Origin of the sequence: Chryseobacterium sp. PMSZPI (assembly GCF_002835665.1) — a bacterium.
Taxonomy (GTDB): Bacteria; Bacteroidota; Bacteroidia; order Flavobacteriales; family Weeksellaceae; genus Chryseobacterium.
Genome location: NZ_PIZV01000004.1, coordinates 41,390 through 59,030 on the forward strand (window position 1 = coordinate 41,390; position 17,641 = coordinate 59,030).

The window sequence follows — 17,641 nt, forward strand, 5'->3', positions numbered from 1 at the left end:
AACAGCTTTTTTTACCGCCTTTGTGGTTTATCATCCTTATTTTTGCAAGTCAAGTATAATTAAATCATGAAGAAGCTCCAAGATATTCTTATCTCAACCAGGACAATGGCTGTATTGTTACTGGTGTATGCATTCGCGATGGCCTATGCAACGTTCTTAGAAAACGACTACGGAACTCCTACAGCAAAAGCATTAATTTATGAGGCAAAATGGTTTGAATTAATCATGGTGCTGCTCATTCTCAACTTCATAGGAAATATCGGAAGATATCGGCTATGGAAAAGAGACAAGTGGCCGGTTTTGGTTTTTCACCTTGCCTTTGTATTCATTTTTATCGGTGGTGCCATTACCAGATACATCAGTTTTGAAGGTACAATGCACATCAGGGAAGGAGAGACCTCCAATGAAATTGTAACGGATAAGAATTTCTTTAAGATCCAGGTTGAGGAAAAAGGAGATGTTCTTAATTATCAGGATGTTCCTTATCTGATGTCTCCGCTACACAAAGATTTTAAAGCAACATATGACTTCCACGGAAAAGAAATAAAAGTTTTTGCGAAGGAATATATTCAAAGAAAAAAAGACAGCTTGGTTGCTGAACCTAACGGTACTGAATATCTTCACTTGGTTTCTACAGGAAATACCGGAAGACAGAATATTTATATCAAGCCGGGAGAAACAAAATCTATCAACGGAACTTTGGTAACGTTCAACAGAGCGATTGAAGGAGCTGTAGAATTTAAAAATGAAGGAGGGCAATTATTTATCAAAACACCTGTAGATGCTAGTTTTATGACAATGGCAACACAAGCTACCGGAAGTACAAAGAAAGATGAATTTCAGCCTTTGGCATTGAGAAGCTTATATACCATCAATGAGTTAAAATTAGTTGTTCCCGAAGGTCTTAAAAAAGGAAGACTAATGGCTATTGAAGGAGATAGAAAGAAAGATGTGAATGTTCCGGATATGCTTCAAATCGAGCTTCAGGGACCAAAAACAAAACAAATTGTTGATCTTTCTGTTGAAAAAGGAAACCCAAATGCTTATAAGCAGGTTACGATGGACGGATTAAACATTATGGTTGGATTCGGACCTAAAGTATACAATACACCTTTTGCATTAAAATTAGATGACTTCGTTATGGAAACGTATCCGGGAAGTTCATCTCCAAGTGCTTATGAAAGCCATGTGAAAATCATCGATGAAGGTAAAGAAACTCCTTATAAAATCTATATGAACCACGTTCTTAACCATAAAGGATATCGTTTCTTCCAATCAAGCTTTGACCCGGATAGAATGGGAACCGTACTTTCCGTAAACCACGATTATTGGGGGACTTTGATCTCTTATATCGGATACGGATTATTATTCCTGGGAATGTTTGTGATCTTCTTCTGGAAAGGGACTCACTTCTGGAAACTTAATAAAATGCTTATTGATGCCAATAAAAAGAAAACAAAAGCCGCAACAGTACTTCTATTGTTCTTAAGTTTAGGTTTAAACGCTCAGAAGATTGAAACGCACGGAACCACTGACGGAAGCAGAGAACATATTCATGTAGAAGGTGAAAACCATACACATGCCCAGCCATTAGACGGTGCTGCTCCAAAGCAAAATTCACTGGCGACTCCAATGGGTAAAATGAGATCAATCTCTCCTGATGAAATCATTGCAAGAAACAAAATCAGCAAAGAGCATGCAGACAAATTCGGATATCTTTTGGTACAAAATTTTGAAGGAAGAATTGTTCCGATCAACACCGAAGCATTAGATATTTTAAGAAAACTATATAAGAAAGATGAGTTTAAAGGAACAGATGGAAAGTCTCTTACAGCCAATCAATGGTTCCTTTCTATCAACACTGATACTCCGAGCTGGACTATGGTTCCGATTATTAAAGTTGGGACTAAAGGTGGCGACGAGCTAAAAAATAAAACAAAAGCAGATGAAGACGGGTATACATCATTGATGAACCTTTTCCCTGCTGATGCCAACGGAAATCTGACTTATATTTTAGAGCATGACTACAATACGGCATTTCGTAAAAAACCGGCTGAGCAAACGAATTACGACAAAGAAGTAATCGCTGTAAACGAAAGAGTACAAATTTTCAATGAATTTTTCAGCGGACAGTTTATGAGAATTGTTCCTGTGAAAAATGATGCGAATCATACATGGCACTCCTGGCTGGATCAAAAATTTGAACCGGATATGGAATCCCAGCAGGTAATGGGACCATATTTTGCAGAAGCTCTTACCGCACAAAAAACAGGAAACTGGAGCAAAGCAGATGCAGAATTGGCAAAGCTTTCAGACTATCAGCAAAAATGGGGGAAAGCAGTTGTTCCTGCAAAATCAAAAGTAGACCTTGAAGTATTCATGAATAAGGTGAATATTAACTTCAAATTATTGATCTTCTATACTATCATTGGGGGGCTTCTTTTGATCTTAGGTTTTGTAGAATTATTCAAGCCAAATAAGACATTAAATAAAGCAATCAAGGTTATTATTGTACTTGGTCTTGTGGGATATTTATGTCACTTCCTGGGTCTTGTGGCAAGATGGTATATCTCTGGTCACGCGCCTTGGAGTAACGGATATGAAGCGATTATCTTTATTTCATGGGTCGGAATCACGGCAGGTCTTCTTTTGTATAGAAATGCCAATGCTTTAATTCCTGCTGCAGGATTTATGGTAGCGGTAATTATGATGGGATTTGCACACGGAGGATCAGCACTTGACCCGCAGATTACACCACTGGTTCCGGTATTGAAATCTTACTGGCTGATTGTTCACGTAGCGATTATTACATCAAGTTATGGTTTCTTTGCTTTATCGATGATCATTGCCGTATTATCTCTGATATTCTATATTATTTCAAATAAAGAGACGTATAAAATTCATCATGATACCACTTTGAAAGAATTGGTAATCGTTTCTGAAATGTCATTAACGATCGGATTGTTTGCACTAACAGTAGGAAACTTCTTAGGGGGAATCTGGGCCAACGAATCGTGGGGTAGATATTGGAGCTGGGACCCGAAAGAAACTTGGGCTTTCATCTCAATTATGGTTTATGCATTTGTATTACACATGAGGTTAGTACCTGGTTTGAGAAGCAGATGGGCATTCCACGTAGCAACAATGTTTGCATTCTGTTCAATGGTAATGACTTATTTTGGAGTTAATTACTACTTAAGCGGACTTCACTCATACGCAGCAGGAGATCCGGTTCCGGTTCCGGCTTGGGTATATATCGGATTGGCAACAATGCTTACACTGTCAGCTGTTTCATATTTCAAGTTTAAAGTTTTAACGAAGAAATAAAAATTTCAAACATATAATAATAAAAACCCGGAATTCATTTTTCGGGTTTTTTTGTGGATTGAAGGGGATATCAGAAACGTACAAACGATTTCTAATTAAAATAACCTTAACTCGGGTTAAGGAAATTATGAATAACAGATCATTTATGTTTCATAATTCAAAATTCATTACTATCTTTACGATATCAAATTAATATCAAATTAAATTATGGAAAAAACATTAAAACCCATGTCAGGCTATCTTACCTTGGTGATTTGTCTGGCTTTATTTGTCGTTTCGGTTTACTTTTTCATTACCGGAGTTGACCAGAGTGTGGTATATGTTATCATTGCCATGCTATCCTTCTTACTTTCTTGCTTTTTCTTAAAAGGACTTATGATTATTCAGCCTAATCATTCCAGAGTGTTGAATTTCTTTGGGAAATATGTGGGAACAGTAAAGGATAATGGATTGTTTTTTATCAATCCCCTGTATTCATCGCAAAAAATGTCACTACGTTCTGAAAACTTGCAGGGACAAACTTTGAAAGTAAATGATAAAATGGGGAACCCCATTGAAATTGCAGTGGTTATCGTATGGAAAGTAGGAGATACTTACAAGGCTGCTTTTGATGTTGAGCGTTATTCGGACTTCGTAAAGATGCAGAGTGAGGCAGCAGTACGCCATTTAGCAATGAGTTTTCCTTATGATAATTTAGAAGATGATCATGCTCCTATTACTTTGAGAGAAGGTGGTGATAAAATCAATTCTATTTTGGAACAGGAACTTACAGACCGTCTTTCAAAGGCCGGAATAGTCATTCAGGAAGCAAGAATATCTCATTTGGCCTATGCTTCTGAAATTGCCGGAGCAATGCTTCAAAGACAGCAGGCTACAGCAATTGTAGCGGCGAGAACTAAGATCGTGGAAGGAGCTGTAGGAATGGTAGACCTTGCATTGAAAAAACTTTCTGAAGAAAATATCGTTGAGCTTGATGATGAAAGAAAAGCAGCAATGGTAAGCAACTTAATGGTGGTTCTTTGTGGTGAAAAAGCAGCAACACCAGTGTTGAATGCAGGAACACTGTATAATTAATCATAACGATCAGGCATTCCGGATGTATTGAAATAAAAAATCTGGAGTATAATCAATGCATCTTGCCTCAAAAACAAGAATAATGAAATCAGAAAAAGCTCAGAACACTTCGGAAAACAAAGGAAAAAAATCCTTTGTCTTAAGGATAGATGAATCTACCTATAAGCTCGTTGAAAAGTGGGCCAATGATGAATTCAGGAGTGTGAATGGACAAATTGAATACCTGCTGCATCAAAGCTTAGTAAATGCCGGGAGAAAAAAGAAAGAATAATTTGATACAATCAATAACCGTTCAATTAACTTTTAAAAAGAAAGCAGAGAAATTTTTTCTCTGCTTTTTTATTTAATACAACTCTGAAGAGTGTCTGCTCCGAAGTAAAATATGACAAGCCAAACCAAGCCTTTGATGGTAAAGAAAGCAAGCCCTGCCCATCCGACACGTTTGAACCATTTTTTAAGCTTTGAGTTATTTTCTTGTGAATTTTCCATTGGTGAATATCAAAAAGATTACCCTACAAAGATAAGCATGTTTATAATTAGTCCAAATAAAAAACAAGTTAAAAAATTAAAGTTTTGAGGTTCGCATAATATTTTTATCTTTAGAGAGAACGAAAAGTAAGATTTTATGTCAAAAAAAGTAAAGGATTTCGGAATCGAAAAAACACTTAAAAATTTAGGTATCAAAGAAGAAAATAAAGGTACTTCAGTGGGCGGAAAATATTTCGCTTCAGGAAAGACAATAGAAAGCATCTCTCCTGTAGACGGTAAATTGATTGCTAAAGTAAAGACTTCCGGAGAAAGTGATTATGACAAAGTAATTGAAACTGCTCAAAAGGCATTTCAGGAATTCAGGCTGATTCCGGCTCCTAAGAGAGGAGAGATTGTAAGACAATTAGGCCTAAAATTAAGAGAATATAAAGACGACCTTGGAAAGCTTGTTTCCTATGAAATGGGTAAATCATTACAGGAAGGACTTGGAGAAGTTCAGGAAATGATCGATATCTGTGATTTTGCAGTAGGTCTTTCCAGACAGCTTCAGGGGTATACAATGCATTCGGAAAGACCTGGTCACAGAATGTATGAGCAATACCATCCGCTTGGTGTGGTGGGGATTATTACAGCATTCAACTTTCCGGTAGCCGTATGGTCATGGAATACCGCTCTAGCTTGGATTTGTGGAAATGTTACCATCTGGAAACCTTCAGAAAAAACACCATTGTGTGCTATTGCATGTCAAAACATTATGACGGAGGTTTTGAAGGAGAATAATCTTCCTGAAGGAGTTTCAAGTGTATTGGTATCAGATCACGAGATTGGCCAGAAACTGGTGGATGATAAAAGAGTTGCTCTGGTATCTTTCACGGGATCTACAAGAGTGGGAAGAATGGTTTCTTCTAAAGTAGCAGAAAGATTCGGTAAATCTATCCTTGAATTAGGAGGAAATAACGCCATTATCATCACGAAAGAAGCTGATATCGATATGTCTATCATCGGCGCTGTTTTCGGCGCTGTAGGAACTGCCGGACAAAGATGTACTTCTACAAGAAGATTGATCATCCATGAAAGCGTTTATGATGAAGTAAAAACAAGACTGGCAAAAGCCTATGGACAGTTGAAAATCGGAAATCCATTGGATGAAAAGAACCACGTAGGCCCATTGATCGATACTGACGCAGTAAACCAATACGAAGAAGCAATTAAAAAATGTAAAAAAGAAGGAGGAAAATTCGTTGTTGAAGGTGGTGTTCTAAGCGGAAAAGAATACGAATCAGGTTGCTATGTGAAACCTTGCGTTGCCGAAGTGAAAAACGCTTACGAAATAGTACAGCATGAAACTTTTGCACCGATTTTATATTTAATCAAATACAAAACGCTGGAAGAAGCCATTGCTATTCAGAATGATGTTCCACAAGGTCTTTCTTCAGCAATTATGACACAAAACCTTAGAGAGGCAGAGTTATTTCTTTCTCATGCAGGTTCAGACTGTGGTATTGCTAACGTAAACATTGGAACTTCCGGTGCTGAAATCGGAGGAGCTTTTGGAGGAGAAAAAGAAACCGGAGGAGGAAGAGAATCCGGATCTGATGCTTGGAAATACTATATGAGAAGACAAACAAATACTATAAATTATACAGCACAACTTCCTTTAGCACAAGGAATTAAATTTGATTTATAAAGCTTTAATTGAAGCGCACCCACAAAAAAACAATAAAAATTAATAACCTGAATGATTAAAGGTCATTCACTTGATGTTTAATCATTCACTTATTAAATCACACAACAATTTATTATGGAACAAACACTAGATATAAAAGCAAATAAAGTAAAAGAAACGGTAGGAAAACATGTTTTGGCAGACGGTTTCGATTTCGTGATGGATATTGAAAAATCCCATGGATCTTGGCTGTATGACAAACTTACAGACAGAGAGTATCTGGATATGTTTTCTATGTTCGCATCAGCATCAGTTGGATACAACCACCCATATCTTGTAGAAAGATCAGAATGGTTGGGAAGAATGGCTGTGAACAAACCTACTTTAGCAGATGTTTATTCAGAAGAATATGCTCACTTTTTAGAAGTATTCGAAAGAGTGGTGATTCCTGAAGAATTACAATATGCTTTCTTTATCGAAGGCGGAACTCTGGGCGTTGAGAATGCAATGAAAGCATGCTTCGACTGGAAGACCCGCAAAAATTTTGAAAAAGGAATTCAGCAGGAAGCCGGAATCTGTATTCATTTCAAACAAGCTTTTCACGGGAGAAGCGGATATACGTTAAGTTTAACGAATACTTCCGATCCTAGAAAGTACCAATATTTCCCAATGTTTAATTGGCCGAGAATTTTAAATCCGAAATTAACGTTCCCAATCACAGAAGAGAACCTGGAAGAAACTATCAAAAATGAAAACCTGGCTTTAGTACAGATTGAAGAAGCTATTTTGATGCATCCCGATAAGGTGGCATGTATCATTATTGAGCCAATTCAGGCCGAAGGAGGAGATAATCATTTTAGAGATGAATTCTTATTAGGATTAAGAAGAATCTGTGATGACAACGAAATCTTACTTATTTTCGATGAAGTTCAAACCGGTATAGGAATTACAGGTAAAATGTGGGCTTTCCAACACTTTACGGCAAAACCGGATATCATTTCTTTCGGTAAAAAAGCACAGGTTTGTGGAGTATTGGCCAATAAAGAAAAGTTTGACCAAATTCCGAATAATGTTTTCAGAGAAAGCTCAAGAATTAATTCCACGTTTGGAGGAAACTTTATTGATATGCTTCGTTTCCAATTGACAATGGAAGTTATTGAAAAAGAAAATCTTGTTGAGAATGCAAGAGTTGTCGGTGACTTCTTATTAGAAAATCTGAAAAGCCTTGCAGAAAAATATCCTGAGAAAATTTCCAATGCCAGAGGAAGAGGTTTAATGTGTGCTATCGACTTGCCAACTGCAGCACAAAGAAATCAATTGATGAATGAACTTTTCAAGGATGGATTGATTATTTTACCTTGTGGTGATCAGTCTTTACGCTTCAGACCACATCTGAATGTTTCTAAAGAAGAAATTCAATTAGCATTAGACAAAATAGAAAATAATATTAATAAAATTTAAAACTAAAGATTTGTAATTTTCGAAAAAACATTGTACATTTAGATACTCAAACAATTAGAATATGGAAAGAAGTACGAGAGTATCGGTTTTTGAAAGTGATAACCCTTCAGAGATTCAGTTGGTTAAGTCTAAATTAGATGATGCACAAATTACAAATACAGTTGAAAATGGATATCTTACATTTACCACAACACCTACAGCAACATCGTTAAAGGTAATGGTAGATTTAGAAGATGAAAAGAAAGCATTTGAAATTATTGATGCATTTCTTCAACAAAATGAAAATTAATAAAACAATTTCATAATTTTAAATTTTACTACTTCAAACCGAAAATTAATTCATATTAATTTTCGGTTTTTTAATTGATCAAATAGTCGTTAAATAATTAAAGATTAAAGAATTAAATAGCGAAGGGTTTTTGATAGGAAGAAAACTTCTCTAAATCCATTGCTACGGCTTTAACCTTTTGCCATTTTTTAATCTAAAATCTAACAAACAATGAATTCAGAAATTAAACTAAGAAAAGCGGAAATCGATGACAGGGACGTTATTTGGGGAATTCTCCAACAATCTATTGAAAGAAGAAAACAGGATGGAAGTACACAATGGCAAAACGGATATCCGAATCTTGAAACCGTAGAAAGTGATATCGCCAAAGGATTTGGTTATGTCCTTACGATAGATGGAGAAACAGGAGTTTATGCGGCTTTAATTTTAAATGATGAGCCTGCCTATAGCAAAATAGAAGGAGCCTGGTTGAGCAATGGCGAATTTGTAGTGGTTCACAGAGTTGCTGTAGATAAAAAGTTTGCCGGGCAGGGGATGGTGAAAAAATTATTTGATCATATCGAGGATTTTACAAAATCTCATGGAATTCAAAGTGTAAAGGTAGATACCAACCATGATAATATAGCCATGTTAAAAATTCTTGAAAGCAAAGGATATTCTTATTGTGGAGAAGTACTTTTAAGAGACGGAATGAGAAAAGCTTTTGAGAAGATTATTATTTAAGCCAAAAGTTAAATCAACTTTCATTGAATTTTTAGAACGGCCTTTATTTATAAACTCTATCAGGTTTGTTCGTTTGGTTCTGAACTAATTTTTACTTTTGTTCAAATTTTTATATTATGCACCAAAGTATAGAAATTGATGAAAAAATTTTCCAGGATGCCGTAAAATTCTATGGCACTGTGTTCAACTTACCTCCTTTAGCTTCAAAAATTTATTCCTATCTTCTTTTCGATTATGAGAAAGTAGGAATTACTTTTGACGAGTTTGTTGAAGTGCTCTCCGCGAGCAAAAGCTCTGTTTCCACAAGCCTTTCGCTATTATTAAATGCACAACTCATCGTAGATCATAACAAGATGGATGAGCGGAAACGGTATTTTTTCATCAATGATAAATACAAGAAAATTCGATTCGAAAAAATTGTCCAAAAGATGAAGGACGAGCTAAAACTATTAGATGATTTAAACAATTTTAAAAAAAGTAACGACGATGGATACAACGAAAGAATAGAAAACTACAAAGCACTCTTAAATAAAAACATAGAAAATATTCAGGAATCTCTTAATAAACTATAAAATGAATAATAAGCTAGTTATACTTTCTATTGCGGCATTTTCTCTGACTGCCTGCAAAAAAGAAGCTCCAAAACAGGATGGTGCCAAGCCGTACCCTGTTGTTTCTGTGGAGTCTAAAAATATAGTGGGTTATCAGATGTTTCCGGCTACCATTCAGGGTAGGGTAAACAATGATGTACGTGCAAAAATACAAGGGTATATCACCCAGGTATTGGTAGATGAAGGACAATATGTTACCAAAGGACAACCTTTGTTCCGTTTAGAAACCAATATCCTGAACGAAAATGCTGCCGCTTCCAAAGCAGGAATAGGCGCTGCTGAATCTACCATTGCAGCTGCTCAGGCTTCTGTAAACGCTGCTCAGGTTGAAGTGAATAAACTAAAACCTTTGGTTCAGAAAAATATCATCAGTAATGTACAGCTTCAAACTGCTCAGGCACAACTGGCCCAGGCTCAAGCCCAATTACAACAGGCGCAGGCTGCCAAAAGACAGGCAGAAGCTAATTATAAAGGAGTAGAAGCCAATATCGAATATTCTATCATTCGTGCTCCTATTTCAGGGGTTGTTGGAAAACTTCCGTTGAAAGTAGGAAGTTTGGTAGGACCCTCTGATCAGACTCCTCTGACAACGATTTCAGATACCTCTCAGATCTTCGCTTACTTTGCCATGAATGAAAAAGAATATTTTGATTTCCTTGAGAAAGTACCAGGTGCTTCCATGCCTGAAAAGATCAAAAACCTTCCAATGGTTGAACTTCAATTAGCGAATGGAAGTCTATATCCTGAAAAAGGAAGAATAGAAGCCATTACAGGCCAGATTGATCCTACGACAGGAACCATTCAATTCAGAGTAGGGTTTTCCAATGCTCAGAAATTATTAAGCAACGGTAACAGTGGAACCATCAGATTCCCACAACGATATGATAATGTATTGGTAGTTCCGGAAAGTGCTACTTACGAACAACAAGGTATTGTTTATGTGTACAAAGTGGAGAAAGATACAGCTAAAAACGTTGTGATTAATGTGATCGACAGAATCGACAATATGGCTCTTGTGAAATCAGGAGTTAATAAAGGAGAAACAGTTATTGCGGCAGGTACTGGAGGATTAAAACCGGGAACTGCCGTAAAACCGAAACCTATTAAAATGGATAGTCTAGTTCAATCAATAAAACCGAAATTCTAATGATAAAAAACTTTATTAACAGACCGGTTTTATCTACCGTAATCTCAATTCTGATTGTGATTCTCGGTATTTTAGGACTAGTCTCGTTACCGGTTACACAGTATCCTGATATTGCGCCACCTACAGTGAGTGTTACCGCAAACTATACGGGAGCCAATGCGGAAACTGTAATGAAGAGTGTTGTTGTTCCTTTGGAGGAACAAATCAACGGGGTAGAAGGTATGGATTATATTACTTCTTCTGCAGGAAATGATGGTTCTGCCAATATTCAGGTATTCTTTAAACAAGGAATTGATCCGGATATTGCTGCAGTAAACGTACAGAACCGTGTTGCCAGAGCTACACCTTTGCTGCCTGCGGAAGTAACCCGTTCAGGGGTTGTAACGCAAAAGCAACAAACAAGTGCCTTGATGTATATGTCTTTCTACTCTGAAAATAAGGATTTAAATGACGTGTATCTTCAAAACTTCTTGAATATCAATATTATTCCTAACCTGAAAAGGGTTAATGGTGTAGGGGACGCCAACGTTTTCGGAGGGAAAAACTACTCAATGAGAATCTGGTTGGATCCGGCAAAAATGGCTGCTTACGGAGTTACTCCTACCGATGTTACCAATGCTATCAATGAACAGAGTAGAGAAGCCGCTGCCGGTTCTATCGGACAAAACAGTGGTAGCTCATTTGAATACATTATCAAATACGTAGGAAAGTTCAACGATAAAGCACAATATGATAATATCATCATTAAAGCACTTAAAGATGGACAAAACCTAATGTTGAAAGATGTTGCTAAAGTAGAATTAGCCGGACAGTCTTATACGGGTATTGGAGAGAATGGAAACAACCCATCCATCAGTATGGGGATTTTCCAGACACCGGGATCTAATGCACAGGAAATTATTAAAAATATCAAAGCCTATCTGAAATCGGCCGAAAGTACTTTCCCTAAAGGAATTAAATATACTTTCAACTTCGATACCAATGAATTCCTGGATGCTTCTATTGAAAAGGTAGTACATACTCTTATTGAGGCGTTCATCCTGGTATTTATTGTGGTATATATTTTCCTTCAGGATTTCAGGTCTACCTTGATTCCGGCTATTGCAGTTCCGGTATCTATTATAGGAGCCTTTTTCTTCCTGAACCTATTTGGATACTCATTAAACTTATTAACTCTGTTCGCTTTGGTGTTGGCTATTGGTATTGTAGTGGATGACGCTATTGTGGTCGTCGAAGCCGTACACGCGAAGATGGAACATGGTATTTCTGATGCTAAAAAAGCGACGGTTGAAGCAATGGATGAAATTACAGGGGCGATTATTTCTATTACTTTGGTAATGGCCGCAGTATTTATCCCGGTGACATTCATTACGGGGCCTACAGGGGTATTCTACCAGCAGTTTGGTATTACCCTGATCATAGCAATCATCATTTCTGCTATTAACGCATTAACTCTGAGTCCGGTTTTATGTTCATTATTCCTCAAACCTCACGAAGAACATCATAAAGAGTATAAAAATTTGAATCTGTTACAGAAGTTTTTCTATAAGTTTAATATTGCTTTTAAAACAACTACTGAACGTTACGGAAGAGGTTTTGTTTTCCTGTTAAGACATAAATGGGTAACCTTGATTATTTTTGCTGTTACCGGAGGTATCTTATTCTGGGCAAGCAGTAGTATGAAGAAAGGTTTTGTACCTACAGAAGACAGAGGGATTATCTTTACAGATGTTCAGCTTCCTCCGGGAGCTTCCATGGAAAGAACTTATAATGCTTTAAAAACACTTCAGGCCAAAGCATTGAAAGTTCCGGGAGTACAGAATGTGACGATTTCTACAGGAAGAGGATTTTTATCAGGAAACGGAAGTAACAACGGTCTTGCCTTCGTTAAACTAAAACCATTCGAAGAAAGAAAAAAAGATGGACAGACTTCTGAAGATATCACCAAAAAATTATTTGGAATTGTAGGTTCTGTTCCTGATGCTAAAGTGGTATTTTTCCAACCACCAAGTGTACCGGGATTTGGTAACAGTGCAGGTTTTGAAATGGTATTGTTGGACAAATCAGGTGGAGAATATGCGGATTTGGATAACAAAACCAATGAATTCATCGGTAAGCTGATGCAGAGACCGGAAATTCAGTTTGCACAGACTTCATTCAATACTAAATATCCTCAGTATCAGATGGAAATTAATGTTCCTCTGAGCAAACAGCTTGGGGTTTCTGTGAATGACATTCTGGCTACTATGCAGGGGTATATTGGTGGTATTTATACTGCCGACTTTACAAAGTATGGTAAGCAGTTTAGAGTAATGGTTCAGGCTCTTCCTGAAAACAGAAAGAATATTGAAAATCTGAACCAGCTTTATGTCAGAACAGGATCAGGTGTCATGTCTCCGATCTCACAATTTGTAACATTAAAGAAAGCATACGGACCACAATCTGTTAGCCGATATAATTTGTTTACTTCAGTAAAGGTGACAGGAGCAAACTCTGATGGATACAGTTCCGGGGACGCAATTGCTGCTGTACAGCAGGTGGCGGATGAAACCCTGAACCAGAACTACGCAGTAGAATTTACAGGGTTAACCAGGGAAGAATTAAATTCGGGATCTCAAACACTTCTGATCTTTGCTTTGAGTTTAATCTTCGTTTACTTTATCCTTTCTGCACAATATGAAAGTTATATTCTTCCGCTAATTGTTATTATTTCTCTTCCTCTTGGGGTAATGGGTGCCTATTTTGGCCAGAAGATTATGGGATTGGAAAATAATATTTATTTCCAGATCGCCTTGATCATGCTCGTGGGATTACTGGCGAAAAATGCAATTCTTATTGTCGAATTTGCTGTTCAGAGAAGACATCATGGAGAAACCATTGTAATGTCAGCCATCAATGCAGCTAAGGCCAGAGTAAGACCGATTCTAATGACGTCATTCGCCTTTATCTGTGGGTTATTACCGTTAGTTCTGGCAAATGGAATCGGAGCTGTAGGAAACAGATCGATTGCAACCGGTGCGGCTATTGGACTATTGATCGGAACTGTTTTAGGACTTTTCGTAATTCCCGTATTGTATGTGATTTTTGAAACATTGCAGGAAAAGATCAAACCTATTAAAAAAGAAGAAATCAATTTAGCAGAATAAAATCAAGATTTAAGAAATTAGAAGTTAGAAATTAGAGATGGATCTAAAGACTAACTTCTAACTTCTAAACTCTAACTTCTAATTTTACATAATGAAGAGTTTATTAAACATCATAAAAGGAATAACTTTTTCAGTTTTCATATTGGGAGCCATTACATCTTGTATGGCCAGAAAGGAATATGAAAGACCGAAGAACGTTGTGGACGAAAAGCTGTACCGTACTGATATGCTTCCTTCAGACAGTACAAGCATTGCCAATATTTCCTGGAAAGAGATCTTTACAGATCCTATTCTTCAGGGACATATTACCAAAGCTTTAGAGAACAATCTGGATATCAGAATTGCGCTGGAAAGTATCAATTCTGCAGAAGCTTATCTGAAACAAAGTAAAGCTGCTTACCAGCCGACACTTACGATTGGGCCCAATTATACTTTCCAGACTCAGTCAATTAATACCCAGTTTGGACAGATTATCGGGTCAAGACGTTATGTGAATCAGTTTGATATTACAGCTAGTCTTGGTTGGGAAGCTGATATCTGGGGTAAGATGAAAGCACAAGAGAAGGCACAGTTGGCGACCTACTTAGGAACAGTTGCTGCACATAAAGCTGTAAAAAGCAGTCTTGTTTCTTCCATTGCTTCGGCATACTATCAGTTGCTGACGTTCGATGCCCAGAAAAAGATTATTACGGAAACTATTGCTGTACGTGAGAAAAATCTAGAAACTACTAAAGCTTTAAAAGCTTCCGGAACACTTACCGAGGTTGCAGTGCAGCAAAGTGAAGCACTTGTTTTCAATGCAAAGTCTTTATTGATCGATATTGATACGCAAATTCAGTTGCTTGAAAATACAATGAGTCTTCTCATGGGAGAACCCTCTCATACTATTGCAAGATCTACTTTAGAAGGCCAACAACTTCCGATTGATTTAAAGTTAGGATATCCGGCACAATTATTAGCCAATCGTCCTGATGTTATGAGAGCGGAATATAATCTAATGAATGCTTTTGAATTGACGAATGCTGCTAAAGCTCAGTTTTATCCAACATTAAAGCTTACAGGTACTGGTGGGCTTCAATCAGTAGATATAGATCATTTGTTCAACGTAAATTCATTATTTGCCAATGTTGTTGCGGGGCTGGCACAACCAATTTTGAATAAAAGAACAATCAAGACCAATTATGACGTAAGCCTTGCTAACCAGGAAACAGCTTATCTGAACTTTAGAAAAACAGTTCTTACTGCAGGAAAAGAAGTTTCTGATGCAATCAGAGTATTTTCTGTTCAGGATTCTTTTATTGAATTGAAACAAAAAGAATTAGATGCTTACAAGAAATCGGTAGATTATTCTCAGGAATTGGTGAACTATGGTATGGCTAATTATCTTGAAGTATTAAATGCCAGTGTAAATTCATTAAATGCAGAACTTAATATTTCCAATGCAAGATACAGCAAAATGAAAGCTGCCGTTGAGCTTTATCAGGCTTTAGGCGGAGGCTGGAAATAAACAGTATTTTGTAATTAACCTGAGTTCGGTGTTCGGTTTAAGAAAATATGATTTAGGTTATTAGAAGCTGGAAGAGGGAGGTTGGAAGTTACTGTCAGTCCCATCATCTATAGATGGTTACCATAAATTAGTAGCATCATTGTTTAAAAAAGATGAAAATACGGAAAAAGCTGTTCTTTATACCCTGAATAACTTCCTTCTTCAAGCTCCCAGCTTCCATCCTGGTTAAAATTGAAAGTTCTTATCCCGAATTCAGGTTAATTAATCTAGAGACTGTCTAAACATAGGAGACAGTCTTTTTTTTGTTTAACATTGAAAGAAGGCAGAGCAAGAGTTTTTTATAATGTTGCCAAGATTTCCATTGCTTTTTTTTCTTTGTCCGATATCGTTTTTAAAATATCTGATGCTTTTTGAATATATTGTAGTTCTTTTGTCTGACTTACTTTTTCGAATAGATGTGATACAGATGTCCAAAGTTCTGCAATTTCTGCAAATGCTTCATATCCTGTTTTTAGTTGATCAAATTGAAGCAATTCATGACTTTCTTTCAAAAAATCGCGATATAAATTTCTGAACAAAGCACCTCCTGTTCCTGCTTTTTCCATCATCATGGCGGATAGTTTAAATTCTCCCTCGATGTCTTTACTGGTGTTAAACCATTTTATAATTTCATGACTTGTTTTCAAAATCCCTTTGTAAGCAACATTGGTGATTGGGGGATTTAGGTATTCAGTTGTATTATTCCTGATGGCTATAGATATTGCTTTTTTTAAATCAAAGCTTTTGTTTTTTTTCTGTAGGATATAGTATAGGTTTTTTGAAGACATTGGTCCTTTCTCAGCTCGAGCTAAAGCTAGGCTATTTAAAGATGTTTGTACCAATCCACCCTGTTGTTTTGTATCTACTAAAAATGCACTTTGATTATCGTAGCCATAAATGGCAGCGTAATGTCCGGCAAAATGAAAAGGATTTGAAAAATATTCCAAATGGTAGCAATCTAATTTCAATCCTACAGCCTGTCCATTATCAAGAAGTTCTTTTACCTGGGTCCAGGCTTTTTGTTGGGAAGACGTTTCTTTAGTAGTTAATTCTAAATTTAAATTTCTGGCTATGTTTTGAGTCAACAAATCAGGTTTTATTCGTCCACCAATAAATGGAAAATCCATTGTTTTCATACTCCAATAGATAAAACCAAGTCCTTCACCCAGACCAAAAAGCATAGGTTCGGAAAGTTCGATTCCCATGCGTTTCAACAAAGTTCCGGTTGCTGTGGTTTCACAATGTTGTCCCTCAAAAGGGTTTATATTCTCTATTTTCATAGCAATATGTATTGAGCTGGTTATTCAGTTGTTTCGATACCAGAAAATTACACAAATAAATCTTCACCGGAAAATAAAGCATTAGATGCTAGGGATTACCACCATTTTCCATTGAAGATCATATAAGAATCCGGATCATCCGGACAGATTCCGAAGCCGCATTCAAAGAAAGTTGCGATTCCGTTGGTGAGTGCCAATAAGAAACAAATTCCGAATGCAATACCGGCTAATAATGAGAATGAGGGCACATGTTGTTTATCTCCTTTTTCAAATTGCTTTGGAGAAAGTAATAAAAAAGCAATACACAATATACTTACAAGATATGCAACAAGGGCCCAGCTGTAAAGATGCATACCGAAAACAGGAGTTCCGTAGCCATGATCTGTAGGACTGGGACATATGTGAAGTAAAATCTGACGATAAGATATCCCGGCTCCCAGTAAAGCACTGAGGATGGATAATCCGTAATGTGTTGAACTAAATCCGAATTTTAGATTCAAAAACAATCCGATCATAATGCCAAAGAAACATAACCTCTGTAATAAACATAAAGGGCATGGATATTCATTCATAGCAAACTGGAAATAATAAGCACCCGATAGAATGGCAGAAATAATAAGTATTCCTGCAAAATTAATATAGGCAATAGGTTGATTATTCATTGTTAAAACTGGAGATTTAATGCGTTAGTAATATGCAATTTTGCCAGAAGAAGTATGAGCAGTAAACTTATCGAAAATAATATTATTGCAGGTTTTCTGCGATTTTTCCAGCCTAGCCAGAACGCTAAAGCAAACGTAAAAAACGGGAGTGCCATCATGTGTTTAAAATTTAAATTGAATAATTAAATATACTATAAAAATTTAACTTGCATATATGTAG

General features: G+C 36.7%; 15 protein-coding genes. 11 read left to right on the forward strand and 4 right to left on the reverse strand.

Annotated features, from left to right (window positions below):
- Positions 1 to 66: 66 nt before the first annotated feature.
- From ccsA to CW752_RS01270, 3 genes are all read left to right on the forward strand, one after another.
- Entirely contained in the window at positions 67 to 3,327 is a 3,261-nt protein-coding gene (ccsA, locus tag CW752_RS01260) for a cytochrome c biogenesis protein CcsA (protein WP_101237991.1), read from the forward strand.
- A gap of 207 nt (positions 3,328 to 3,534) precedes the next feature.
- Positions 3,535 to 4,401 (forward strand): SPFH domain-containing protein, encoded by an 867-nt coding sequence (locus CW752_RS01265; protein ID WP_101237992.1) that lies wholly within the window; start codon positions 3,535 to 3,537, stop codon positions 4,399 to 4,401.
- 82 nt (positions 4,402 to 4,483) lie between these two features.
- Positions 4,484 to 4,672, forward strand: coding sequence for an Arc family DNA binding domain-containing protein (locus CW752_RS01270; RefSeq protein ID WP_101238054.1), 189 nt, complete (start codon positions 4,484 to 4,486; stop codon positions 4,670 to 4,672).
- Positions 4,673 to 4,740: 68 nt separating this feature from the next.
- Here CW752_RS01270 and CW752_RS16785 read toward each other — a convergent pair whose 3' ends face one another.
- Complete coding sequence (locus CW752_RS16785; protein WP_027375119.1) at positions 4,741 to 4,890, reverse strand: histidine kinase; 150 nt, start codon at positions 4,888 to 4,890, stop codon at positions 4,741 to 4,743.
- A 136-nt stretch (positions 4,891 to 5,026) separates the two neighbouring features.
- Here CW752_RS16785 and CW752_RS01275 point away from each other — a divergent pair, with 136 nt between their 5' ends.
- The 8 genes from CW752_RS01275 to CW752_RS01310 all read left to right on the forward strand — a co-directional run bounded on the left by CW752_RS01275 (position 5,027) and on the right by CW752_RS01310 (position 15,440).
- On the forward strand, positions 5,027 to 6,577 hold the full coding sequence (locus CW752_RS01275) for an aldehyde dehydrogenase family protein (protein WP_101237993.1): 1,551 nt from the start codon (positions 5,027 to 5,029) through the stop codon (positions 6,575 to 6,577).
- Between the two features lie 114 nt (positions 6,578 to 6,691).
- Positions 6,692 to 8,017: an L-lysine 6-transaminase gene (gene lat / locus CW752_RS01280; RefSeq protein ID WP_101237994.1), complete on the forward strand. Its 1,326-nt coding sequence runs from the start codon at positions 6,692 to 6,694 to the stop codon at positions 8,015 to 8,017.
- Between the two features lie 61 nt (positions 8,018 to 8,078).
- Positions 8,079 to 8,306 carry a DUF2007 domain-containing protein gene (locus CW752_RS01285; RefSeq protein ID WP_101237995.1) on the forward strand — a complete coding sequence of 76 codons (228 nt, stop codon included), beginning with the start codon at positions 8,079 to 8,081 and terminating at the stop codon, positions 8,304 to 8,306.
- Between the two features lie 210 nt (positions 8,307 to 8,516).
- Positions 8,517 to 9,029 (forward strand): GNAT family N-acetyltransferase, encoded by a 513-nt coding sequence (locus tag CW752_RS01290; protein WP_101237996.1) that lies wholly within the window; start codon positions 8,517 to 8,519, stop codon positions 9,027 to 9,029.
- A gap of 116 nt (positions 9,030 to 9,145) precedes the next feature.
- Positions 9,146 to 9,601 carry a transcriptional regulator gene (locus CW752_RS01295; protein ID WP_101237997.1) on the forward strand — a complete coding sequence of 152 codons (456 nt, stop codon included), beginning with the start codon at positions 9,146 to 9,148 and terminating at the stop codon, positions 9,599 to 9,601.
- A 1-nt stretch (position 9,602) separates the two neighbouring features.
- Positions 9,603 to 10,787, forward strand: a complete 1,185-nt coding sequence (locus CW752_RS01300) for an efflux RND transporter periplasmic adaptor subunit (protein WP_101237998.1) — start codon at positions 9,603 to 9,605, stop codon at positions 10,785 to 10,787.
- A complete protein-coding gene (locus CW752_RS01305; RefSeq protein WP_101237999.1) occupies positions 10,787 to 13,933 on the forward strand; it encodes an efflux RND transporter permease subunit in 3,147 nt (1,048 codons plus the stop codon). Before CW752_RS01300 ends, CW752_RS01305 begins: the two co-directional genes overlap by 1 nt.
- Positions 13,934 to 14,024: 91 nt before the next feature.
- A complete protein-coding gene (locus tag CW752_RS01310; protein ID WP_101238000.1) occupies positions 14,025 to 15,440 on the forward strand; it encodes an efflux transporter outer membrane subunit in 1,416 nt (471 codons plus the stop codon).
- A 338-nt stretch (positions 15,441 to 15,778) separates the two neighbouring features.
- On the opposite strand, the gene CW752_RS01315 is transcribed toward CW752_RS01310, so the two are convergent.
- The 3 genes from CW752_RS01315 to CW752_RS17100 all read right to left on the reverse strand — a co-directional run bounded on the left by CW752_RS01315 (position 15,779) and on the right by CW752_RS17100 (position 17,579).
- Positions 15,779 to 16,759: a BtrH N-terminal domain-containing protein gene (locus CW752_RS01315; RefSeq protein WP_101238001.1), complete on the reverse strand. Its 981-nt coding sequence runs from the start codon at positions 16,757 to 16,759 to the stop codon at positions 15,779 to 15,781.
- Between the two features lie 95 nt (positions 16,760 to 16,854).
- The gene (locus CW752_RS01320) at positions 16,855 to 17,421 is read right to left on the reverse strand and encodes a disulfide bond formation protein B (RefSeq protein WP_101238002.1); all 567 of its coding nucleotides are present in this window, start codon (positions 17,419 to 17,421) and stop codon (positions 16,855 to 16,857) included.
- Positions 17,422 to 17,423: 2 nt separating this feature from the next.
- Positions 17,424 to 17,579 carry a DUF5993 family protein gene (locus CW752_RS17100; RefSeq protein ID WP_410493626.1) on the reverse strand — a complete coding sequence of 52 codons (156 nt, stop codon included), beginning with the start codon at positions 17,577 to 17,579 and terminating at the stop codon, positions 17,424 to 17,426.
- Positions 17,580 to 17,641: the final 62 nt, after the last annotated feature.

Excerpts from the sequence above, each read along its gene's own strand:
- ccsA (WP_101237991.1), top strand. The coding sequence starts at position 67 with ATGAAGAAGCTCCAAGATATTCTTATCTCAACCAGGACAATGGCTGTA.
- CW752_RS01265 (WP_101237992.1), top strand. The coding sequence starts at position 3,535 with ATGGAAAAAACATTAAAACCCATGTCAGGCTATCTTACCTTGGTGATT.
- CW752_RS01270 (WP_101238054.1), top strand. The coding sequence starts at position 4,484 with ATGAAATCAGAAAAAGCTCAGAACACTTCGGAAAACAAAGGAAAAAAA.
- CW752_RS16785 (WP_027375119.1), bottom strand. The coding sequence starts at position 4,890 with ATGGAAAATTCACAAGAAAATAACTCAAAGCTTAAAAAATGGTTCAAA.
- CW752_RS01275 (WP_101237993.1), top strand. The coding sequence starts at position 5,027 with ATGTCAAAAAAAGTAAAGGATTTCGGAATCGAAAAAACACTTAAAAAT.
- lat (WP_101237994.1), top strand. The coding sequence starts at position 6,692 with ATGGAACAAACACTAGATATAAAAGCAAATAAAGTAAAAGAAACGGTA.
- CW752_RS01285 (WP_101237995.1), top strand. The coding sequence starts at position 8,079 with ATGGAAAGAAGTACGAGAGTATCGGTTTTTGAAAGTGATAACCCTTCA.
- CW752_RS01290 (WP_101237996.1), top strand. The coding sequence starts at position 8,517 with ATGAATTCAGAAATTAAACTAAGAAAAGCGGAAATCGATGACAGGGAC.
- CW752_RS01295 (WP_101237997.1), top strand. The coding sequence starts at position 9,146 with ATGCACCAAAGTATAGAAATTGATGAAAAAATTTTCCAGGATGCCGTA.
- CW752_RS01300 (WP_101237998.1), top strand. The coding sequence starts at position 9,603 with ATGAATAATAAGCTAGTTATACTTTCTATTGCGGCATTTTCTCTGACT.
- CW752_RS01305 (WP_101237999.1), top strand. The coding sequence starts at position 10,787 with ATGATAAAAAACTTTATTAACAGACCGGTTTTATCTACCGTAATCTCA.
- CW752_RS01310 (WP_101238000.1), top strand. The coding sequence starts at position 14,025 with ATGAAGAGTTTATTAAACATCATAAAAGGAATAACTTTTTCAGTTTTC.
- CW752_RS01315 (WP_101238001.1), bottom strand. The coding sequence starts at position 16,759 with ATGAAAATAGAGAATATAAACCCTTTTGAGGGACAACATTGTGAAACC.
- CW752_RS01320 (WP_101238002.1), bottom strand. The coding sequence starts at position 17,421 with ATGAATAATCAACCTATTGCCTATATTAATTTTGCAGGAATACTTATT.
- CW752_RS17100 (WP_410493626.1), bottom strand. The coding sequence starts at position 17,579 with ATGATGGCACTCCCGTTTTTTACGTTTGCTTTAGCGTTCTGGCTAGGC.